Below are 15,597 nucleotides of genomic sequence, written 5' to 3'. Positions count from 1 at the left end.
ACCGGACGAGGAGCCATCATGGCAGCAGGTAAGGAAATTCGCGGCAAGATCAAATCGGTGGAAAACACCAAGAAGATCACCAAAGCCATGGAAATGGTGGCCGCATCCAAGATGCGCAAGGCGCAGGAACGGATGCTGGCTGCACGCCCGTACAGCGAAAAGATCCGCAACATTGCAGTCCATCTTGGCCAAGCCAACCCCGAGTACGTGCACCCGTTCATGCAAGTGAACGGTGATGCCAAGACTGCCGGCGTCATCGTTGTGACGACGGACAAGGGGTTGTGCGGCGGCATGAACACCAACGTGTTGCGTGCTGTCACGGCCAAGCTGCGGGAGCTGCAGGATCAAGGCGTGTCGGCAGAAGCGGTGGCCATTGGCAACAAGGGTCTGGGCTTTCTGAACCGTGTCGGCGCCAAGGTGGTTTCGCACGCGACGGGTCTGGGCGATACGCCCCATCTGGAAAAGCTGATCGGCCCTGTGAAGGTGCTGCTCGATGCGTACGCAGCGGGCAAGCTGAGCGCGGTGTACCTGAGCTACACCAAGTTCATCAACACCATGAAGCAGGAATCGGTGGTGGAGCAGTTGCTGCCCCTGTCGTCCGAGAGCATGCAGGCCGAGAAGACGTCTGGCCATAGCTGGGACTACATCTACGAACCCGATGCGCAGTCCGTGATCGACGAGCTGCTCGTGCGTTACGCAGAGTCCCTGGTCTACCAAGCGGTTGCAGAAAACATGGCGTCCGAGCAATCGGCGCGCATGGTGGCCATGAAGGCCGCGACCGACAACGCCGGCAACGTCATCAGCGAGTTGAAGCTCGTCTACAACAAGACGCGTCAGGCAGCCATCACGACCGAACTGTCGGAAATCGTGGCTGGCGCCGCTGCGGTGTAAACGGCTTTAACAGACAAACTAATTGGAGCAAAAAATGGCTCAAGTGCAAGGCAAGATTGTTCAATGTATTGGCGCTGTGGTGGACGTCGAGTTCCCCCGCAACGCAATGCCCAAGGTGTTCGATGCCCTGAAGCTCGACGGCTCGGCCCTGACGCTGGAAGTGCAGCAACTGCTGGGTGACGGCGTTGTGCGTACCATCGCCCTGGGCTCGTCCGACGGTCTGCGTCGTGGCCTGATGGTGTCCAACACCGGCAACCCCATCACCGTGCCCGTGGGCAAGGCGACGCTGGGTCGCATCATGGACGTGCTGGGCAACCCCATCGACGAACGCGGTCCCGTGGATCAGGCCCTGACGGCCCCCATCCACCGCAAGGCACCGGCTTATGACGAGCTGTCGCCTTCGCAGGAACTGCTGGAAACCGGCATCAAGGTGATCGACCTGATCTCTCCCTTCGCCAAGGGCGGCAAGGTGGGTCTGTTCGGTGGCGCCGGCGTGGGCAAGACCGTGAACATGATGGAACTCATCAACAACATCGCCAAGGGCCACGGTGGTCTGTCGGTGTTTGCCGGTGTGGGTGAACGTACCCGTGAAGGCAATGACTTCTATCACGAAATGTCGGACGCCGGCGTGGTCAACCAGGAGTCGCTGAACGACTCCAAGGTCGCCATGGTCTACGGCCAGATGAACGAACCCCCGGGCAACCGTCTGCGCGTGGCGCTGACCGGCCTGACCATGGCCGAAGCCTTCCGTGACGAAGGCAAGGACGTGCTGTTCTTCGTGGACAACATCTACCGCTACACGCTGGCCGGTACCGAAGTGTCCGCTCTGCTGGGCCGCATGCCTTCCGCCGTGGGCTACCAGCCCACGCTGGCCGAGGAAATGGGCCGCCTGCAAGAGCGCATCACCTCGACCAAGGTCGGTTCGATCACTTCCATCCAGGCCGTTTACGTGCCTGCCGATGACTTGACCGACCCCTCGCCTGCCACGACGTTCGCCCACTTGGACTCCACCGTGGTGCTGTCGCGTGACATCGCTTCGCTGGGTATCTACCCCGCTGTCGACCCGCTGGACTCCACCAGCCGCCAGCTGGACCCCCAGGTCGTGGGTGAAGAGCACTACAAGGTGGCCCGCGAAGTGCAGGGCACGCTGCAGCGCTACAAGGAACTGCGCGACATCATCGCCATTCTGGGCATGGACGAGCTGGCTCCCGAAGACAAGCTGACCGTGGCCCGCGCCCGCAAGATCCAGCGTTTCCTGTCGCAGCCTTTCCACGTGGCCGAAGTGTTCACTGGCGCTCCCGGCAAGTACGTGTCGCTGGCTGAAACCATCCGTGGTTTCAAGATGATCTGCGCCGGCGAGTGCGATCACCTGCCCGAGCAGGCCTTCTACATGGTTGGCACCATCGACGAAGCCTTCGAGAAGGCCAAGAAGCTGGCGGCTTGAGCCTGCGGCACCCCCTGAGCGACTGCGTCGCCTCCCCCTCTCTACCCGCTTTGCGGGGGAGGGGGACGACACCCTCGCCGAGGGGCGGCCCTTGCTCGGTGTCCCCGATCTGGGCCCTGCCGGTTCCAAGTTCCAGTCCTACCTTTTCTGAGGAGCAAAGATGAACACCATCCACGTTGATGTGGTCAGTGCCGAAGAGTCCATCTTCTCCGGTGAAGCGCGCTTTGTCGCCCTGCCCGGTGAATCCGGCGAACTGGGCATTTTTCCCCGCCACACTCCGCTGATCACGCGCATCAAGCCCGGCTCGGTGCGTATCGAGATGGCTGACGGCAGCGAAGAGTTCGTCTTCGTGGCCGGCGGCATCCTGGAAGTGCAGCCCAACTGCGTGACCGTGCTGTCCGACACCGCCATCCGCGGTGCCGACCTGGACGCCGAGAAGGCCGAGAAGGCCAAGCTCGAAGCCGAGGAAGCGCTGAAGAACGCCAAGAGCGAAGTCGATCTGGCGCGTGCCCAGTCCGAGCTGGCCGTCATGGCCGCCCAGATCGCGGCCCTGCGCAAGTTCCGCCAAAAGCGCTGAGCCCTCCCGGGACCAGCCGCAAAAAAGCCGCCCTCGGGCGGCTTTTTTCATGGTGCGAAGGCATCTCAGTCGCCGCAGCGGGCCTGGTAGACGTAGGTCACTGCGTTGTCCTTGGGGTCGACCGTGCGCGACTTGTGCGTCACGGCCTTGGCTGGCACGGGGCACAGCGCGCGGATCTGCTGCTCGCATCGCTTGGGGTCGTCCTCGCGCAGCTTGCAGCTGAGCACATAGTCGTACTCTTGCGAGTCATCGAGGACGGGGCTTGCGCAGGCGCTCAGGGCCAGCACGGCGGCCAGCAGGCCCAGGCGGGCCAGGGTGTTCTTCATGGTGTGGATGCTCCTTGATGAAATGGCGTGACGCTATCACAGCCTCCGTGCCCGCGATAGCTCGATGAAGGGGGGCGCTCGGTCTGAGGGCCGTTTTGCCTCAGTGCCGCTGTATCACGACGGTATCGGGAAGATTGTCGCCACCTTCGTGCACAGGCTGCAACGGGTCACGCGGGAAGTTGGTTTCCAGCAGCAGGCTCACGCGCTCCAGGGCTGCTGTCATGCCCATGGCATAGTGGCCGCCCTGGAAAGCGGCCTGCATGTCACTGATCAGCGTCTGCCACTGCTGCGCAGGCAGGGTGCGCGCCAGGGCGCGGTCGGCGACGATCTCGATGGCGTGGTCGGCCAGCAGCAGATAGATCAGGGCGCCGTTGTTGTGCTCGGTATCCCAGACGCGCAGCTTGCCGAACAGCGTGATGGCGCGCTCGCGCGGCGTGGCATCGCGCCAGATGTAGCTGGGCGGCAGGCCGGGCTCGACGCAGATACGGATCTGTCCTGTATGGCGCTGCTCGCTCATGGTGATCAGGCGCTCCAGCTCCGCCAGGGTCTCGGGTGGGAGTGCACGCCGCAGCTGCCCTTCGGCCCAATGGTGGCGCAGCAGCCGGACCAGACGCTGAACAAAGCCTGTGATTGCAGCCGCCATCTCACCAACTCCCCGAGGCGCCGCCGCCCCCAAAACTGCCGCCTCCCCCGGAGCTGAAGCCTCCGCCGCCACTGCTTCGTCCGCCGCCTCCGCCAAAACCACCGCCATAGCCACCCCCTCCGCCCCATCCACCGCCACCCCTGCCGGAGCGGCCGCTGCCCAGCAAGGTGAACAGCAGAGCGACGATGCCCGCTCCGCCTGCCACCAGCAGACTGGTGGTCACCACATAGGCGGCAATGCCGGCGCCTGTGCCTGCCAGCACCGAGGCCAGGGGCCGGCCCAGCATCGAGCGCAGGATGGGACCCGCGATGACCACACCGAAAAAGAAGAACAGCATCAGGTCTTCCATGTCGAAGCCACGGTCCGGGCTTTTGGAGGAAGGGGCATTGGGGGAGGGGGCCGGCAGCTGCTCGCCCGCAATGCGTGCCGCCACTTGGTCCAGCGCAGCGGCAATGCCGCCTGCATAGTCGCCCTGGCGAAAGCGCGGGGTCATCTGCTGGTCGATGATGCGAGCGGCCGCCAGGTCGGGGATGGCGCCTTCCAGCGCGCGGGCCACTTCCAGCCGCATGCGCCTGTCGTTCTTGGCAATCACCATCAACAGCCCGTCGCCCACGTCGCGGCGGCCTATCTTCCAGTCGCTGGCCACGCGCCAGGCATAGGCGGCGATGTCCTCGGGCGCCGTGGTGGCCACCATCAGCACAACGACCTGCGAGCCCGACTTCTGTTCAATGCTGCGCAGCCTGTCTTCAATGGCCCGTGCCTCGTCGGGTGACAGCGTGCCCGTCTGGTCGATGAGCCGGGCCGTCAGCGGGGGGACGGGTTGCGGAGCCTGCGCCAGCGCGCTGCCTGGCAGCAACAACGCTGCCAGGAGCAGGGCGCAAAGCATGCGCCAGAGCGGCGCCAGGGATGTGGTCACGGTTTACTTGTTGCCGAAGTCCACCGTGGGCGGGCGAGAGATTTCGGCCTCGTTCTGCACGCTGAAGGTGGGCTTGGGCTCATAGCTGAAGACCTTGGCTGTCAGATTGGTCGGAAAGCTGCGCGCCAGCACGTTGTAGGACTGCACGGCCTGGATGTACTGGTTGCGCGCCACGGTGATGCGGTTCTCCGTGCCCTCCAGCGTGACGCGCAGGTCACGGAAGCCCTGATTGGCCTGCAACTGGGGGTAGCGCTCGGCCACCACCATCAGCCGGGACAGCGCACTGGACAGCTCACCCTGCGCCTGCTGGAACTTGTTGAAAGCCTCGGGGTTGTTGACCAGCTCGGGCGTGGCCTGGATGGAGGTGGCCTTGGCGCGCGCCTCCACCACCTTGGTCAGGGTCTCCTGCTCGAAATTGGCCTCGCCCTTGACCGAGGCCACGATGTTGGGCACCAGGTCGGCACGGCGCTGGTACTGGTTGAGCACCTCGCTCCAGGCCGACTTGGTCTGTTCGTCAAGGCGCTGGAAATCGTTGTAGCCGCAGCCGGTCAGTACCAGAACGGTGGCAAGTGTGGCGAGTAGACGTTTCATGAGATGACAACCTGAAAGCGACAATGGAAGACAGTATCGTGCACGATGCTGCGCATCGCTGGCGATTGTGCTGCGCACCCGGCCCGCCGCCCTGTAGGGCAAAGGCCATTCGCAGCGACTGGGACAAGGACTGCAAACGGGCTCTATGCATCAATTCAACGCGGCGCGCTGGCTGCCCGGTGGCCACGCGCAGACCATCTGGCCGGCGCTGTTCGCGCACCGTCGGCCGGCCGGCCATGCGGCACCCCGGTGGCGGTGGGAGCGCTGGGATACCCCGGATGGCGACTTCATCGATGTCGCCTTCGGCAGTGCTCCCACCCCGCCTGCCGATGCGCCATGGCTGGTGCTTTTCCATGGCCTTGAAGGCTCGGCGAACAGCCACTATGCCCAGGCCATGGCCTGTGTGGCCGAACAGCGTGGCTGGCACATGGCCGTGCCGCACTTTCGCGGCTGCAGCGGCGAGGTCAACCGGGCGCCGCGCGCCTATCACTCGGGCGATGTGCAGGAGGTGGACTGGATACTGCGCCGCCTGCGCGAGCGGTCTTCTCGCCCGCTGCATGCGGTCGGTGTCTCCCTGGGCGGCAATGCGCTGGCACGCTGGGCGGGCGTGCAGGCGGACAAGGCTGCCGAGGTGGTGCAGGCCCTGGCGGCGGTGAGTGCGCCGCTGGACCTGGCCGCCGGGGGAACGGCGCTGGGGAAAGGGCTGAACCGCTGGATCTACACGCGCATGTTCCTGCGCACCCTGGTGCCCAAGGCGCTGCTCAAGTGGGCGCAGTTTCCCGGTCTCTTCGATCGTGATGCCGTGTTGCGTGCACGTGATCTGAGAGAGTTTGACGATGCGTTCACTGCGCCGGTCCACGGCTTTCGTGATGCGCAGGACTATTGGCATCGGGCGGCGGCCAGACCGCTGCTGGGCAGCATTGCCGTGCCTGCACTGCTGCTCAATGCGCTGGACGATCCCTTTGTCCCTTCGTACAGCCTGCCGGCGCCAGGCGAAGTCGGCCCGCGGGTTACGCTGTGGCATCCGCCGCACGGCGGTCATGTGGGTTTTGCACAGGGGCGTTGGCCGGGACATGTACTGGCCATGCCGCAGGCCGTCACGCAGTGGCTGGCACACAGCGAAAAAGGATGAATGCAATGGACGATATCGTGAAGCAGGCCATGGCCAAATGGCCCCATGTGCCTGCCTGCAGCGGCTGGCTGGGACTGGACGAGCGCGGGCGCTGGTATCTGCGCGATGAACAGGCCCAGGCCAGCGGCGCTTTCGACAGCGGAATCCCGGGAGCCAAGGGCGCGGAGGTGCGCAACGAAAAGCTGGCGGACTTCATCGCCCGCAACTACCTGGCCGAGCCCGATGGTCGATGGTTCTTCCAGAACGGTCCCCAGCGCGTGTATGTGGAGCTGGAGAATGCTCCCTGGATATGGCGGTTGCGCTGGGATGGCGAGGGCCTGCAGATGCACAGCCATACAGGAGCCGAACTGGATGCCGGGGCCATCACCGAAGCGCTGATGGACGAGACGGGGCGCCTGTACCTGGCGACGCCTTCCGGCCTGGGCCTGGTCCATACGCAGGACATGATCGATGCCGCGGCTGCGCTGGAGGCGGGCGCGTTGCCGGCCTGTGCAGAGGTGCGGGCCGAGGCGTTGCCGCAGCGCTACGGTTTCGTGCGCAGTCCTGCGCGGGCATGAAAAAACCGGCCGAAGCCGGTTGGTTCCAGAAGTCCCGCGTGTTGCTCAATTGGCGGGGGCTGCTGCGCCTTCTGCCGCGGCGCCTTCTGCGGCAGGGGCCTTGGGTTCTTCGAACTTGCCGCCCGCTGCGTTGGCCATGTAGACCACGCCGCGTGCAATTTCGGTGTCGTTGAAGTCGCCGCCACCCTGAGGGGCCATGGCGCCCTTGCCCTTGAGTGCCGAGTGCACCAGGCCTTCCAGTCCCTGTGCAAGGCGAGGGCCCCAGGCCGCAGCATCCTCGAACTTGGGTGCTCCTGCAGCGCCCGTGGCGTGGCAAGCGGCGCACTGGCCCTTGTAGACCTCTTCGCCCGCGCGCAGGGGGCGGTTGGCATCACGGATCTCCACAAGGCCGATCTTCTGCAGGCGCTGAGCCTTGGCCATTTCGGTCTGAGAAGCGCCGGCACCGGACTTGTCGGCCGAACTCACGTACTGCACGAGGCCGATGATCACGAACACCGGAACCACGAACGAGAAAAACACCGCTATCAGCAGTTGCCTGGGATTCTTGATCGGGCCCGTATGGGCTTCTTCGGTGTGGGTTGCGCTCATGAAGTCCTCTTGTGTTGTGGGGGCGTGAGTCAACAACAAATTATATCGACGGCCCTCTTGCAGACACTGCGCGCAGACCCGGGTTGACCTGGGACGCACATATGCCATGAGATGGATCAAGCAATTGGCAAATGCTTGCCGCACTGAATGACAAAGAGGCGTTCACCTTGCGGTGAACGCCTCTTTGCGGTTGGCGCGGCAGATGCGGTTATTGCTGCGCGGGAGTTTGCGTGGTTGCAGCCGCTGTCGCCGTCCTGTCGGTCCAGCCGCCGCCCAGAGCCTTGTACAGCTCGATCTGATTGAGCAGTTGCGCCAGGCGCACGCTCACGGTGGATTGCTCCAGCGCGAACAGGGTGCGCTGTGCGTCCAGCAGGTCCAGGTAGCTGGCCACGCCGTTGCTGTAGCGCAGGTCGGACAGCTTCAGGCGTGCCTGCTCGGCTTCGAGCTGGGCGCGCTGGGCCATGATCTGGTCACGCAGCGTGCCTTGGCTGTCCAGTGCGTCGGAGACTTCGCGGAAGGCGCTCTGGATGGACTTCTCGTACTGCGCAATGGCGACTTCGCGATCGACCTTGGCCGCAGCCAGATTGGCCGAGTTGCGGCCCGCATCGAAGATGGGCAGCAGGGCCGAGGGCGCCAGGGTGAAACCCCAGCTGCCGCTCTTGAACAGGCCCGACAACTCGTTGCTGGCCGTGCCGAACTGCCCGGTCAGCGTGATGCGCGGGAAGAAGGCCGCACGCGCCGCGCCGATGTTGGCATTGGCGCTGATCAGTTGCTGCTCGGCCTGGCGGATGTCGGGGCGCTGCGTGAGCAGGTCAGACGGCAGGCCGGCCGGCACTGCAGGCAGGTCGGCCGTGTCGCGCAGGCCCTGGCTGGAGCCCAGGCTGGCGACCACGTCTGCAGGCAGCGCCTGGCCCAGCAGCAGCACTAGGGCGTTCTCGTCCAGGGCACGCTGGCGCTGCTGCTGCGCCAGGGTGGCGCGCGCAGCTTCGGTCAGCGAGACGGCCTGGCGGTAGTCCAGCTCGGAGGCCACGCCCGTGTCGAAGCGCAGCTTGGTCAGCTTGATCGACTCTTCGCGGGTCTGCAGCGTGTCGCGCGAGATCTTCAGCAACTGCTCGTCGGCCAGCAGCGTGTACCAGCCGCTGGCCACGGCGGCCACCAGGCTGGTCTGCGCGGCGCGGCGCGCTTCCTCGGTGGCCAGGTACTGGGCCAGGGCCGCTTCCTTCAGGCTGCCGATGCGCCCGAAGAAGTCCAGCTCCCAGGAGGTCACGGCCAGGCCGACCTGGTAGCTGTTGACGTACTTGGTGCCGGAGCCCGTGGTATTCGGGGCGCGGCTGGCGTTGACGCCTGCACCGACCGTCGGGAACTGGTCGGCGCGCGTGATCCGGTACTGCGCCTGGGCGCGCTCGATATTGAGCGCGGCCACGCGCAGGTCGCGGTTGTTGTCCAGCGCGGTGCGCACCAGTTGCTGCAGGCGTGCGTCCTGGAAGAAATCCTGCCAGGGCAGCTGTGCGGCAGCCGTTCCGCCTTCTGCCGCAGCAGTGGCGTTCGCGCGGGTGTATTGGGCCGCGACCGGAGCGGCAGGGCGCTCGTAGGTGGGGATGAGCGAGCATCCCGCCAGGAGCACGGCGGTGGCGATGGCCACCGGGGTACTGCGATTAATCATGGCTCAAGGCCTCCTTGCCGGCCGGTGTGGACGGCGGGTTGTGCGTTTTGATCTTGCCCTTGAACAGCTTGCGCACCACGACGAAGAAGGTGGGCACGAACAGCACGGCCAGCACGGTGCCGGTGATCATGCCGCCGAGCACGCCGGTGCCGATGGCACGCTGGCTGGCGGAGCTGGCGCCGGAGGCGATCACCAGAGGCACCACGCCCAGGCCGAAGGCCAGCGAGGTCATGATGATGGGCCGGAACCGCAGGTGTGCGGCTTCCAGCGCGGCCTCGATCAGGCCCTTGCCTTCGGCCTGCAGGTCCTTGGCGAACTCCACGATCAGGATGGCGTTCTTTGCCGACAGGCCGATCACCGTCACCAGTCCGATCTGGAAGTACACGTCGTTGGAATAGTTGCGCAGCAAGGTGGCAAGCACCACGCCCAGCAGACCCAGCGGCACGACCAGAATCACCGACAGCGGAATCGACCAGCTCTCGTACAGAGCGGCCAGGCACAGGAACACGGCCAGGATGGCGAAGGCGTACAGGAAGATGGCTTGCGAGCCCGCCAGCTTTTCCTCACGCGACTGGCCGGTCCACTCGAAGCCGAAGCCTTCGGGCAGCTTGGCAGCCAGCTTTTCCATCTCGTCCATGGCATCGCCCGAGCTGAAGCCCGGAGCAGCCGAGCCTTCGATGCGCACGGCCGGGTAGCCGTTGTAGCGCACCGTCTGCTGCGCGCCCTTGACCCACTTGGTGGTCGCGAACGTGGACAGCGGCACCGGATCGCCCTTGGCATTGCGCGCGTTCAGGCGCAGCAGATCGTCGGGCTGCATGCGGGCCGGAGCGTCGGCCTGCACGATCACGCGCTGCAGACGACCCTGGTTGGGGAAGTCATTGACGTAGGACGAGCCCAGTGCCGTGGACAGCGCCGCATTGATCGAGGTGAAGTCCACGCCCAGTGCGTTGGCCTTGTCGCGGTCGATCTCGATGCGCAGCTGCGGCGCGTCTTCCAGGCCGTCGGGACGCACGCCGGCCAGCACCTTGCTCTGCCCGGCCATGCCCAGCAGCATGTTGCGCGCATTGATCAGCGCATCGTGGCCGTGGCCGGCACGATCCTGCAGGCGGAACGAGAAGCCCACGGCATTGCCCAGTTCGGGAATGGGCGGCGGGTTCACGGCGAACACGAAGGCGTCGCGTATGCCCGCCGTCATGCCCATGATGCGGCCCGTCATGGCATCCACCGTGGAGTCCGCTCCCTTGCGTTCGGACCAGTCCTTGAGCGGCACGAAGGCGAGGGCGGCGTTCTGGCCCTGGCCGGAGAAGCTGAAGCCCAGCACGCTGACCATGTTGGCCACTTCGGGCTGCGGCAGCACGGCCTCCTCGACCTGCTTCATGACTTCCAGCGTGCGCTCCTTGGCGGCGCCAGGAGGCAGTTGCACGTTGACGATGAAGTAGCCCTGGTCCTCGGTCGGCAGGAACGAGGTCGGCAGGCCACGGAACACCACCACGGCACCGGCGATCACGGCCAGGTACACGCCGATCATCAGCACCGAGCGCTTGAGCAGGCGGGCCACCCAGCCTTCATAGGACTTGGCCGAGCGTGCGAACGTGCGGTTGAACCAGCCGAAGAAGCCTTTCTTCTCGTGGTTGTGGCCGGCCTCCACGGGCTTGAGCAGCGTTGCGCACAGAGCCGGTGTCAGCGTCAGCGCCATGAAGGCCGAGAAGCTGATGGAGGCGACCATCACGATGGAGAACTGCCGGTAGATATTGCCGGTGGACCCCGCGAAGAAAGCCAGCGGTATGAACACCGCGATCAGCACCAGCGTAATGCCCACGATGGCGCCCGAGATCTGGCCCATGGCCTTGATCGCGGCCTCGCGCGGCGGCAGGCCTTCCTCGCTCATGATGCGCTCGACGTTCTCCACCACCACGATGGCGTCGTCCACCACGATGCCGATGACTAGCACCATGCCGAACATGGCCAGCACGTTGATCGAGAAGCCCACGGCCTGCATGACCGCGAAGGTGCCCAGCAGTGCAATGGGCACCACGATGGTCGGGATCAGCGTGTAGCGCCAGTTCTGCAGGAACAGGTACATCACCAGGAACACCAGCACGATGGCTTCCAGCAGCGTGTGGGCCACCTTCTCGATGGAGATGCTCACGAATTTGGAGCTGTCGTAGGGAATGGAGTAATTCACGCCCTTGGGGAAGAACTTCTTCAGTTCCTCCATGCGTGCATGCACGGCCTTGGCCGTGGCCAGCGCATTGCCGCTGGGCGTCAGCTGCACGCCGATACCCACGGCATCCTTGCCGTTCAGGCGGGCGGAGGTCGCGTAGGCCTGGCCGCCGATCTCGATGGTGGCCACGTCCTTGAGTCGCACGGTGGAGCCATCGGCATTGGCGCGCAGCACGATGTTCTCGAACTGGCTGATCGAAGACAGCTGGCCCATCACCGTCACCGTGGCGGCGATCTTCTGGCCCGTGATGTTGGGCAGGTCGCCGATGGCGCCGCTGGCCACCTGGGCGTTCTGGCTGCGGATGGCGGCTGTCACGTCCTCGGCCGAGAGCTTGTAGCCCTGCAGCTTGGCGGGATCGAACCAGATGCGCATCGCCTTTTCCGTGCCGAACAGCTGTGCCTGGCCCACGCCTGCCACACGCTGGATTTCGGGAACGATGTTGCGCGAGGCATAGTCGCCCAGGGCCACCGTGTCATAGGCCTTGGCGTCCTCGGACGACAGCATGATGAACAGCAGGAAGTTGGACGACGCCTTGTCCACGCGAACGCCCTGCTGCGTCACCGACGCAGGCAGGCGCGGCGTGGCGCGCGAGAGGCGGTTTTGCACGTCCACCTGCGCCAGGTCCACGTTGGTGCCGGCCTCGAAGCTGATGGTGATGCTGCCCGTGCCGTCGGCCTGGGCCACAGACTCCATGTAGACCAGGCCGGGCGAGCCGTTCATCTCGCGCTCGATCACGGACAGCACGCTGTCTTCGAGCACCTTCGCGGACGCGCCTGGATAGGCCGTGTTGATGACGATGGCCGGAGGAGCCACCTTGGGGTATTGAGCGATCGGAAGCTTGGTCAGCGCGATACCACCGAGGACGATGATGAACAGCGCGACGACCCATGCAAAGATCGGTCTGTCGATAAAGAACTTGGCCATTGCTGAGCCCCTTGATTACTTCTTGTCTGCCTGGTCCGCAGGCTTGGCATCGGCTGCGGCTTGCGGGGCTGGCGCTGCCGTGCCGGCCGGCTTCTGGGCGCCTGCGGCCTCGGGCTGCCACGGTACGGGCTTGACCGGCGTGCCGGGTGGCAGCATCTGCAGCTTCTGGAAGCCGTCGACCATCACCTTCTCGCCCGCCTGCAGGCCTTCGCTGACCAGCCACTGGTTGTTCTGGGCCGTGGTCACCTTCACTTGGCGCTTGGTGATCTTGCCGTCGTCGCTGACCACGCTCACGGTGTCGCCGGTCTCGGTGCGCGTCACCGCCTGCTGGGGCACGGCAATGGCGTTGGACGCCTGGGCCTGCTCCATGCGCACGCGCACATACATGCCGGGCAGCAGCAATCCCTTGGGATTGGGCACCTCGGCACGCAGCGTGACCTGGCCGGTGGAGCTGTCCACGGTCAGGTCGGTGAACAGCAGCTTGCCCTTGAGTTCGTAGGCCGTGCCATCGTCCAGGCGCACCTCGACGCTGGCGGCTTCGGCGCCATCGGCCCTCTTGAGCTTGCCCTGCTCCATCGCGCGGCGCAGCCGGAAGGCTTCGCTGGACGACTGGGTGAAATTCACATAGACCGGATTGATCTGCTGGACCACGGCCAGCGGGGTCGCCTCGCCCTGGCCGACCAGCGCGCCTTCGGTCACCAGAGACTGGCCGATGCGGCCAGAAATGGGGGCGGTGACGCTGGTATAGCCAAGATTGATCTCGGCGGTCCGCACGGAGGCCTTGCCGGCCGCGACGTCAGCCTGGGCCTGCTTGTAGGCAGCCTCTGCATTGACGAAGTCCTGCTTGCTGATCGCGTTGGCGGCAACCAGCGGGCGGTAGCGTTCCAGTTGCGCCAGTGCCTGGGCCTGGTTGGCCTCGGCACGGGCCTGCGTGGCCTTGGCACTTTGCAGCGTCGCCTGGTAGGGCGCCGGATCGATGCGGTACAGCACCTGGCCGGCCTTCACGTCGCTGCCTTCCTTGAACAGGCGCTCCTGCACGATGCCGGCGCTACGGGCCCGGATCTGGGCCACGCGGCGCGCGTCCACGCGGCCGGGCAACTCGGTCACAAGTCCCACATCGGCGGGGGTGGCCACCACCACACCTACAGGGACGGCGGGCATCTGCTGCTGTGCGGCAGCTTGTTCTTCGGGCTTTTTCCCGCAGGCGGCCATGGCCATTGCGGCGGTGACGGCCAGGGCCACGGTGGTGAGGCGCAGACTGTTGTAAGGGGACGGAGCGGCTGACACATTGCTGCGTGTGCTGGGCATGATGGGTCCTTGTGCTGAATCAAATAACGATGTTGACGTTCCGGTCAGCGCTATCCGGAACGCCCGTGTCCACGGGCAAGTCGCGGATTATACATACATACATGAATGTATAATGACCGCAGTTGCTGCAAGGCGGCGCGAAGCATGGCGTAGCGTGGCATGGCCGGGCTCAACGATGGAAGGAAATACATCTTGGCACGACGAACGAAAGAAGATGCGTTTGCAACGCGCAACAGTCTGCTGGACGCTGCGGAGCAAGTGTTCTACGAGCAGGGTGTCGCCCGGGCCTCGCTCAACGAGATTGCCCAGCGAGCCGGCGCCACGCGCGGTGCGGTCTACTGGCATTTCAAGGACAAGCTGGATCTCTTCTATGCCATGCTGGATCGCGTCACGCTCCCGCTGGAGCAGGCCGCTCAGGGCGACTGCGAAGATGACTCCGAATGCGATGCGCTGGAATATGTGCGGCGCCTGATGGCGGTGGTCTTCGGGCGCATTGCGGATGACGACAGCACGCGGCGCGTCTTCGAGATCCTGTTGCTCAAGGTGGAGTACGTGGGCGAACTCATGCCGGTGCAGGAGCGCAATCGCGCGGCACTGGACTCCTTTTCGTCCCGGCTGGAGTTGGCGCTGTGTGCCGCCGCCGAAAGCCATGCAGTCACCATGCCCATGTCGGCGCACCAGGCATCGATCGCACTGTGTGCCATGTTTGACGGGCTGCTGCAGAGCTGGCTGCTGGGGCGGGCTTTTGATCTCAAGCAAGTGGGTGCCCAGGCGGTGGATGTCTGCCTGCGCGGGCTGGGCTTCACGGTTTCGGAGGCTCCTGCCCAATGAGCGGGCGGGGCCGCGGGGCTTGTACGCGGTAGTGCAAAGTCATGCGACAATCATTGGCTTGTGCAGGGCAGCGATGCCTTGAGCGGCTGTAGCTCAGTGGATAGAGTATTGGCCTCCGAAGCCAAGGGTCGTGGGTTCGATCCCCGCCAGCCGCGCCACATTTTTCTTGGATCGCCTCGGTGGCCTGAGAAAAAAATGCACTGAATTTTTTCAGACGAAAAAAACGGTGCTAGAATTCAAATCTCTTCGGAGGGGTGCCCGAGTGGCTAAAGGGGGCAGACTGTAAATCTGTTGGCTTACGCCTACACTGGTTCGAATCCAGTCCCCTCCACCAGTAATGGTGAAGAAGAGAAGTCATCTGAAAAGGTGGCAGCGTGCAGTCAATCTGTGCGGGAGTAGTTCAATGGTAGAACCCTAGCCTTCCAAGCTAATGACGCGGGTTCGATTCCCGTCTCCCGCTCCAGTTTGCAAGCAAAGTTTTTTGAGGTTGCTTCGGCGGCTTCAAGGCCCATGTGGCTCAGTGGTAGAGCACTCCCTTGGTAAGGGAGAGGTCGGCAGTTCGATCCTGCCCATGGGCACCATTCTCTCTGGTGCGCTCGCTAGATGGGGTTGCGCCAAATCCTGTTGTAGTGATTTAGATTTTTTTCGGAGTCGGAAAAATGGCTAAAGAAAAATTCGAGCGTACCAAGCCCCACGTCAACGTGGGCACCATCGGTCACGTGGACCACGGCAAGACGACCCTGACGGCTGCCATCGCCACCGTTCTGTCCAAGAAGTTCGGCGGCGAAGCCAAGGCTTACGACCAGATCGACGCAGCACCTGAAGAAAAGGCCCGCGGCATCACGATCAACACCGCCCACGTCGAGTACGAAACGGCCAACCGCCACTACGCTCACGTTGACTGCCCCGGCCACGCCGACTACGTCAAGAACATGATCACCGGCGCTGCTCAGATGGACGGCGCTATCCTGGTGTGCTCGGC

General features: G+C 64.5%; 14 protein-coding genes, 4 tRNA genes and 1 pseudogene. 11 read left to right on the top strand and 8 right to left on the bottom strand.

The features are described from left to right. Positions 1 to 18: 18 nt before the first annotated feature. The 3 genes from atpG to HFGMBDPB_RS29340 all read left to right on the top strand — a co-directional run bounded on the left by atpG (position 19) and on the right by HFGMBDPB_RS29340 (position 2,912). Positions 19 to 891: a F0F1 ATP synthase subunit gamma gene (atpG, locus tag HFGMBDPB_RS29350; protein WP_012202356.1), complete on the top strand. Its 873-nt coding sequence runs from the start codon at positions 19 to 21 to the stop codon at positions 889 to 891. A gap of 34 nt (positions 892 to 925) precedes the next feature. Then, positions 926 to 2,335: a F0F1 ATP synthase subunit beta gene (gene atpD, locus HFGMBDPB_RS29345; protein ID WP_012202357.1), complete on the top strand. Its 1,410-nt coding sequence runs from the start codon at positions 926 to 928 to the stop codon at positions 2,333 to 2,335. A 160-nt stretch (positions 2,336 to 2,495) separates the two neighbouring features. Then, the gene (locus HFGMBDPB_RS29340; protein ID WP_012202358.1) at positions 2,496 to 2,912 is read left to right on the top strand and encodes a F0F1 ATP synthase subunit epsilon; all 417 of its coding nucleotides are present in this window, start codon (positions 2,496 to 2,498) and stop codon (positions 2,910 to 2,912) included. Positions 2,913 to 2,977: 65 nt separating this feature from the next. Here HFGMBDPB_RS29340 and HFGMBDPB_RS29335 read toward each other — a convergent pair whose 3' ends face one another. From HFGMBDPB_RS29335 to HFGMBDPB_RS29320, 4 genes are all read right to left on the bottom strand, one after another. Then, positions 2,978 to 3,238 carry a hypothetical protein gene (locus tag HFGMBDPB_RS29335; protein WP_016448494.1) on the bottom strand — a complete coding sequence of 87 codons (261 nt, stop codon included), beginning with the start codon at positions 3,236 to 3,238 and terminating at the stop codon, positions 2,978 to 2,980. 100 nt (positions 3,239 to 3,338) lie between these two features. Beyond that, entirely contained in the window at positions 3,339 to 3,881 is a 543-nt protein-coding gene (locus tag HFGMBDPB_RS29330; RefSeq protein ID WP_016448493.1) for a TPM domain-containing protein, read from the bottom strand. A 1-nt stretch (position 3,882) separates the two neighbouring features. Further along, the gene (locus HFGMBDPB_RS29325; RefSeq protein ID WP_016453560.1) at positions 3,883 to 4,767 is read right to left on the bottom strand and encodes a TPM domain-containing protein; all 885 of its coding nucleotides are present in this window, start codon (positions 4,765 to 4,767) and stop codon (positions 3,883 to 3,885) included. Between the two features lie 33 nt (positions 4,768 to 4,800). After that, positions 4,801 to 5,388, bottom strand: a complete 588-nt coding sequence (locus HFGMBDPB_RS29320; RefSeq protein ID WP_016453559.1) for a LemA family protein — start codon at positions 5,386 to 5,388, stop codon at positions 4,801 to 4,803. 145 nt (positions 5,389 to 5,533) lie between these two features. Here HFGMBDPB_RS29320 and HFGMBDPB_RS29315 point away from each other — a divergent pair, with 145 nt between their 5' ends. After that, positions 5,534 to 6,520 (top strand): YheT family hydrolase, encoded by a 987-nt coding sequence (locus HFGMBDPB_RS29315; RefSeq protein ID WP_047219531.1) that lies wholly within the window; start codon positions 5,534 to 5,536, stop codon positions 6,518 to 6,520. A gap of 5 nt (positions 6,521 to 6,525) precedes the next feature. Further along, the gene (locus tag HFGMBDPB_RS29310; protein ID WP_047219532.1) at positions 6,526 to 7,077 is read left to right on the top strand and encodes a DUF2946 family protein; all 552 of its coding nucleotides are present in this window, start codon (positions 6,526 to 6,528) and stop codon (positions 7,075 to 7,077) included. A gap of 57 nt (positions 7,078 to 7,134) precedes the next feature. Here HFGMBDPB_RS29310 and HFGMBDPB_RS29305 read toward each other — a convergent pair. The 4 genes and pseudogenes from HFGMBDPB_RS29305 to HFGMBDPB_RS29290 all read right to left on the bottom strand — a co-directional run. Next, positions 7,135 to 7,665: pseudogene (locus tag HFGMBDPB_RS29305) on the bottom strand (c-type cytochrome); the annotation flags it as partial. Between the two features lie 208 nt (positions 7,666 to 7,873). Further along, positions 7,874 to 9,328, bottom strand: a complete 1,455-nt coding sequence (locus tag HFGMBDPB_RS29300; RefSeq protein WP_046987756.1) for an efflux transporter outer membrane subunit — start codon at positions 9,326 to 9,328, stop codon at positions 7,874 to 7,876. Then, positions 9,321 to 12,476, bottom strand: coding sequence for an efflux RND transporter permease subunit (locus tag HFGMBDPB_RS29295; RefSeq protein ID WP_016448486.1), 3,156 nt, complete (start codon positions 12,474 to 12,476; stop codon positions 9,321 to 9,323). The genes HFGMBDPB_RS29300 and HFGMBDPB_RS29295 overlap by 8 nt, the downstream gene beginning before the upstream one ends. Positions 12,477 to 12,491: 15 nt before the next feature. Beyond that, positions 12,492 to 13,784: an efflux RND transporter periplasmic adaptor subunit gene (locus HFGMBDPB_RS29290; protein WP_212646777.1), complete on the bottom strand. Its 1,293-nt coding sequence runs from the start codon at positions 13,782 to 13,784 to the stop codon at positions 12,492 to 12,494. 192 nt (positions 13,785 to 13,976) lie between these two features. Here HFGMBDPB_RS29290 and HFGMBDPB_RS29285 point away from each other — a divergent pair, with 192 nt between their 5' ends. The 6 genes from HFGMBDPB_RS29285 to HFGMBDPB_RS29260 form a co-directional block, all read left to right on the top strand. Beyond that, positions 13,977 to 14,615 carry a TetR family transcriptional regulator gene (locus tag HFGMBDPB_RS29285; RefSeq protein WP_026061988.1) on the top strand — a complete coding sequence of 213 codons (639 nt, stop codon included), beginning with the start codon at positions 13,977 to 13,979 and terminating at the stop codon, positions 14,613 to 14,615. Positions 14,616 to 14,697: 82 nt separating this feature from the next. After that, positions 14,698 to 14,773, top strand: a tRNA-Arg gene (locus tag HFGMBDPB_RS29280). A gap of 90 nt (positions 14,774 to 14,863) precedes the next feature. Beyond that, a tRNA-Tyr gene (locus HFGMBDPB_RS29275) sits at positions 14,864 to 14,949 on the top strand. Positions 14,950 to 15,004: 55 nt separating this feature from the next. Further along, positions 15,005 to 15,078, top strand: a tRNA-Gly gene (locus HFGMBDPB_RS29270). Positions 15,079 to 15,121: 43 nt separating this feature from the next. Beyond that, positions 15,122 to 15,196, top strand: a tRNA-Thr gene (locus HFGMBDPB_RS29265). Positions 15,197 to 15,274: 78 nt separating this feature from the next. Next, positions 15,275 to 15,597, top strand: a 323-nt coding sequence (locus HFGMBDPB_RS29260; RefSeq protein WP_249343744.1) for a GTP-binding protein, incomplete at its 3' end; no start/stop codon positions are given.

The sequence above is a fragment of the Delftia sp. PE138 genome, from assembly GCF_018320755.1.
GTDB classification, from domain to species: Bacteria; Pseudomonadota; Gammaproteobacteria; order Burkholderiales; family Burkholderiaceae_C; genus Comamonas; species Comamonas tsuruhatensis.
The sequence above is the reverse complement of the archived record's forward strand: the minus strand, read 5'-3'. Positions and strand labels throughout refer to the sequence as shown.

Bases quoted from the DNA above. Each gene is read 5' to 3' on its own strand.
- atpG (WP_012202356.1), top strand. From the start codon at position 19: ATGGCAGCAGGTAAGGAAATTCGCGGCAAGATCAAATCGGTGGAAAAC.
- atpD (WP_012202357.1), top strand. From the start codon at position 926: ATGGCTCAAGTGCAAGGCAAGATTGTTCAATGTATTGGCGCTGTGGTG.
- HFGMBDPB_RS29340 (WP_012202358.1), top strand. From the start codon at position 2,496: ATGAACACCATCCACGTTGATGTGGTCAGTGCCGAAGAGTCCATCTTC.
- HFGMBDPB_RS29335 (WP_016448494.1), bottom strand. From the start codon at position 3,238: ATGAAGAACACCCTGGCCCGCCTGGGCCTGCTGGCCGCCGTGCTGGCC.
- HFGMBDPB_RS29330 (WP_016448493.1), bottom strand. From the start codon at position 3,881: ATGGCGGCTGCAATCACAGGCTTTGTTCAGCGTCTGGTCCGGCTGCTG.
- HFGMBDPB_RS29325 (WP_016453560.1), bottom strand. From the start codon at position 4,767: ATGCTTTGCGCCCTGCTCCTGGCAGCGTTGTTGCTGCCAGGCAGCGCG.
- HFGMBDPB_RS29320 (WP_016453559.1), bottom strand. From the start codon at position 5,388: ATGAAACGTCTACTCGCCACACTTGCCACCGTTCTGGTACTGACCGGC.
- HFGMBDPB_RS29315 (WP_047219531.1), top strand. From the start codon at position 5,534: ATGCATCAATTCAACGCGGCGCGCTGGCTGCCCGGTGGCCACGCGCAG.
- HFGMBDPB_RS29310 (WP_047219532.1), top strand. From the start codon at position 6,526: ATGGACGATATCGTGAAGCAGGCCATGGCCAAATGGCCCCATGTGCCT.
- HFGMBDPB_RS29300 (WP_046987756.1), bottom strand. From the start codon at position 9,328: ATGATTAATCGCAGTACCCCGGTGGCCATCGCCACCGCCGTGCTCCTG.
- HFGMBDPB_RS29295 (WP_016448486.1), bottom strand. From the start codon at position 12,476: ATGGCCAAGTTCTTTATCGACAGACCGATCTTTGCATGGGTCGTCGCG.
- HFGMBDPB_RS29290 (WP_212646777.1), bottom strand. From the start codon at position 13,784: ATGCCCAGCACACGCAGCAATGTGTCAGCCGCTCCGTCCCCTTACAAC.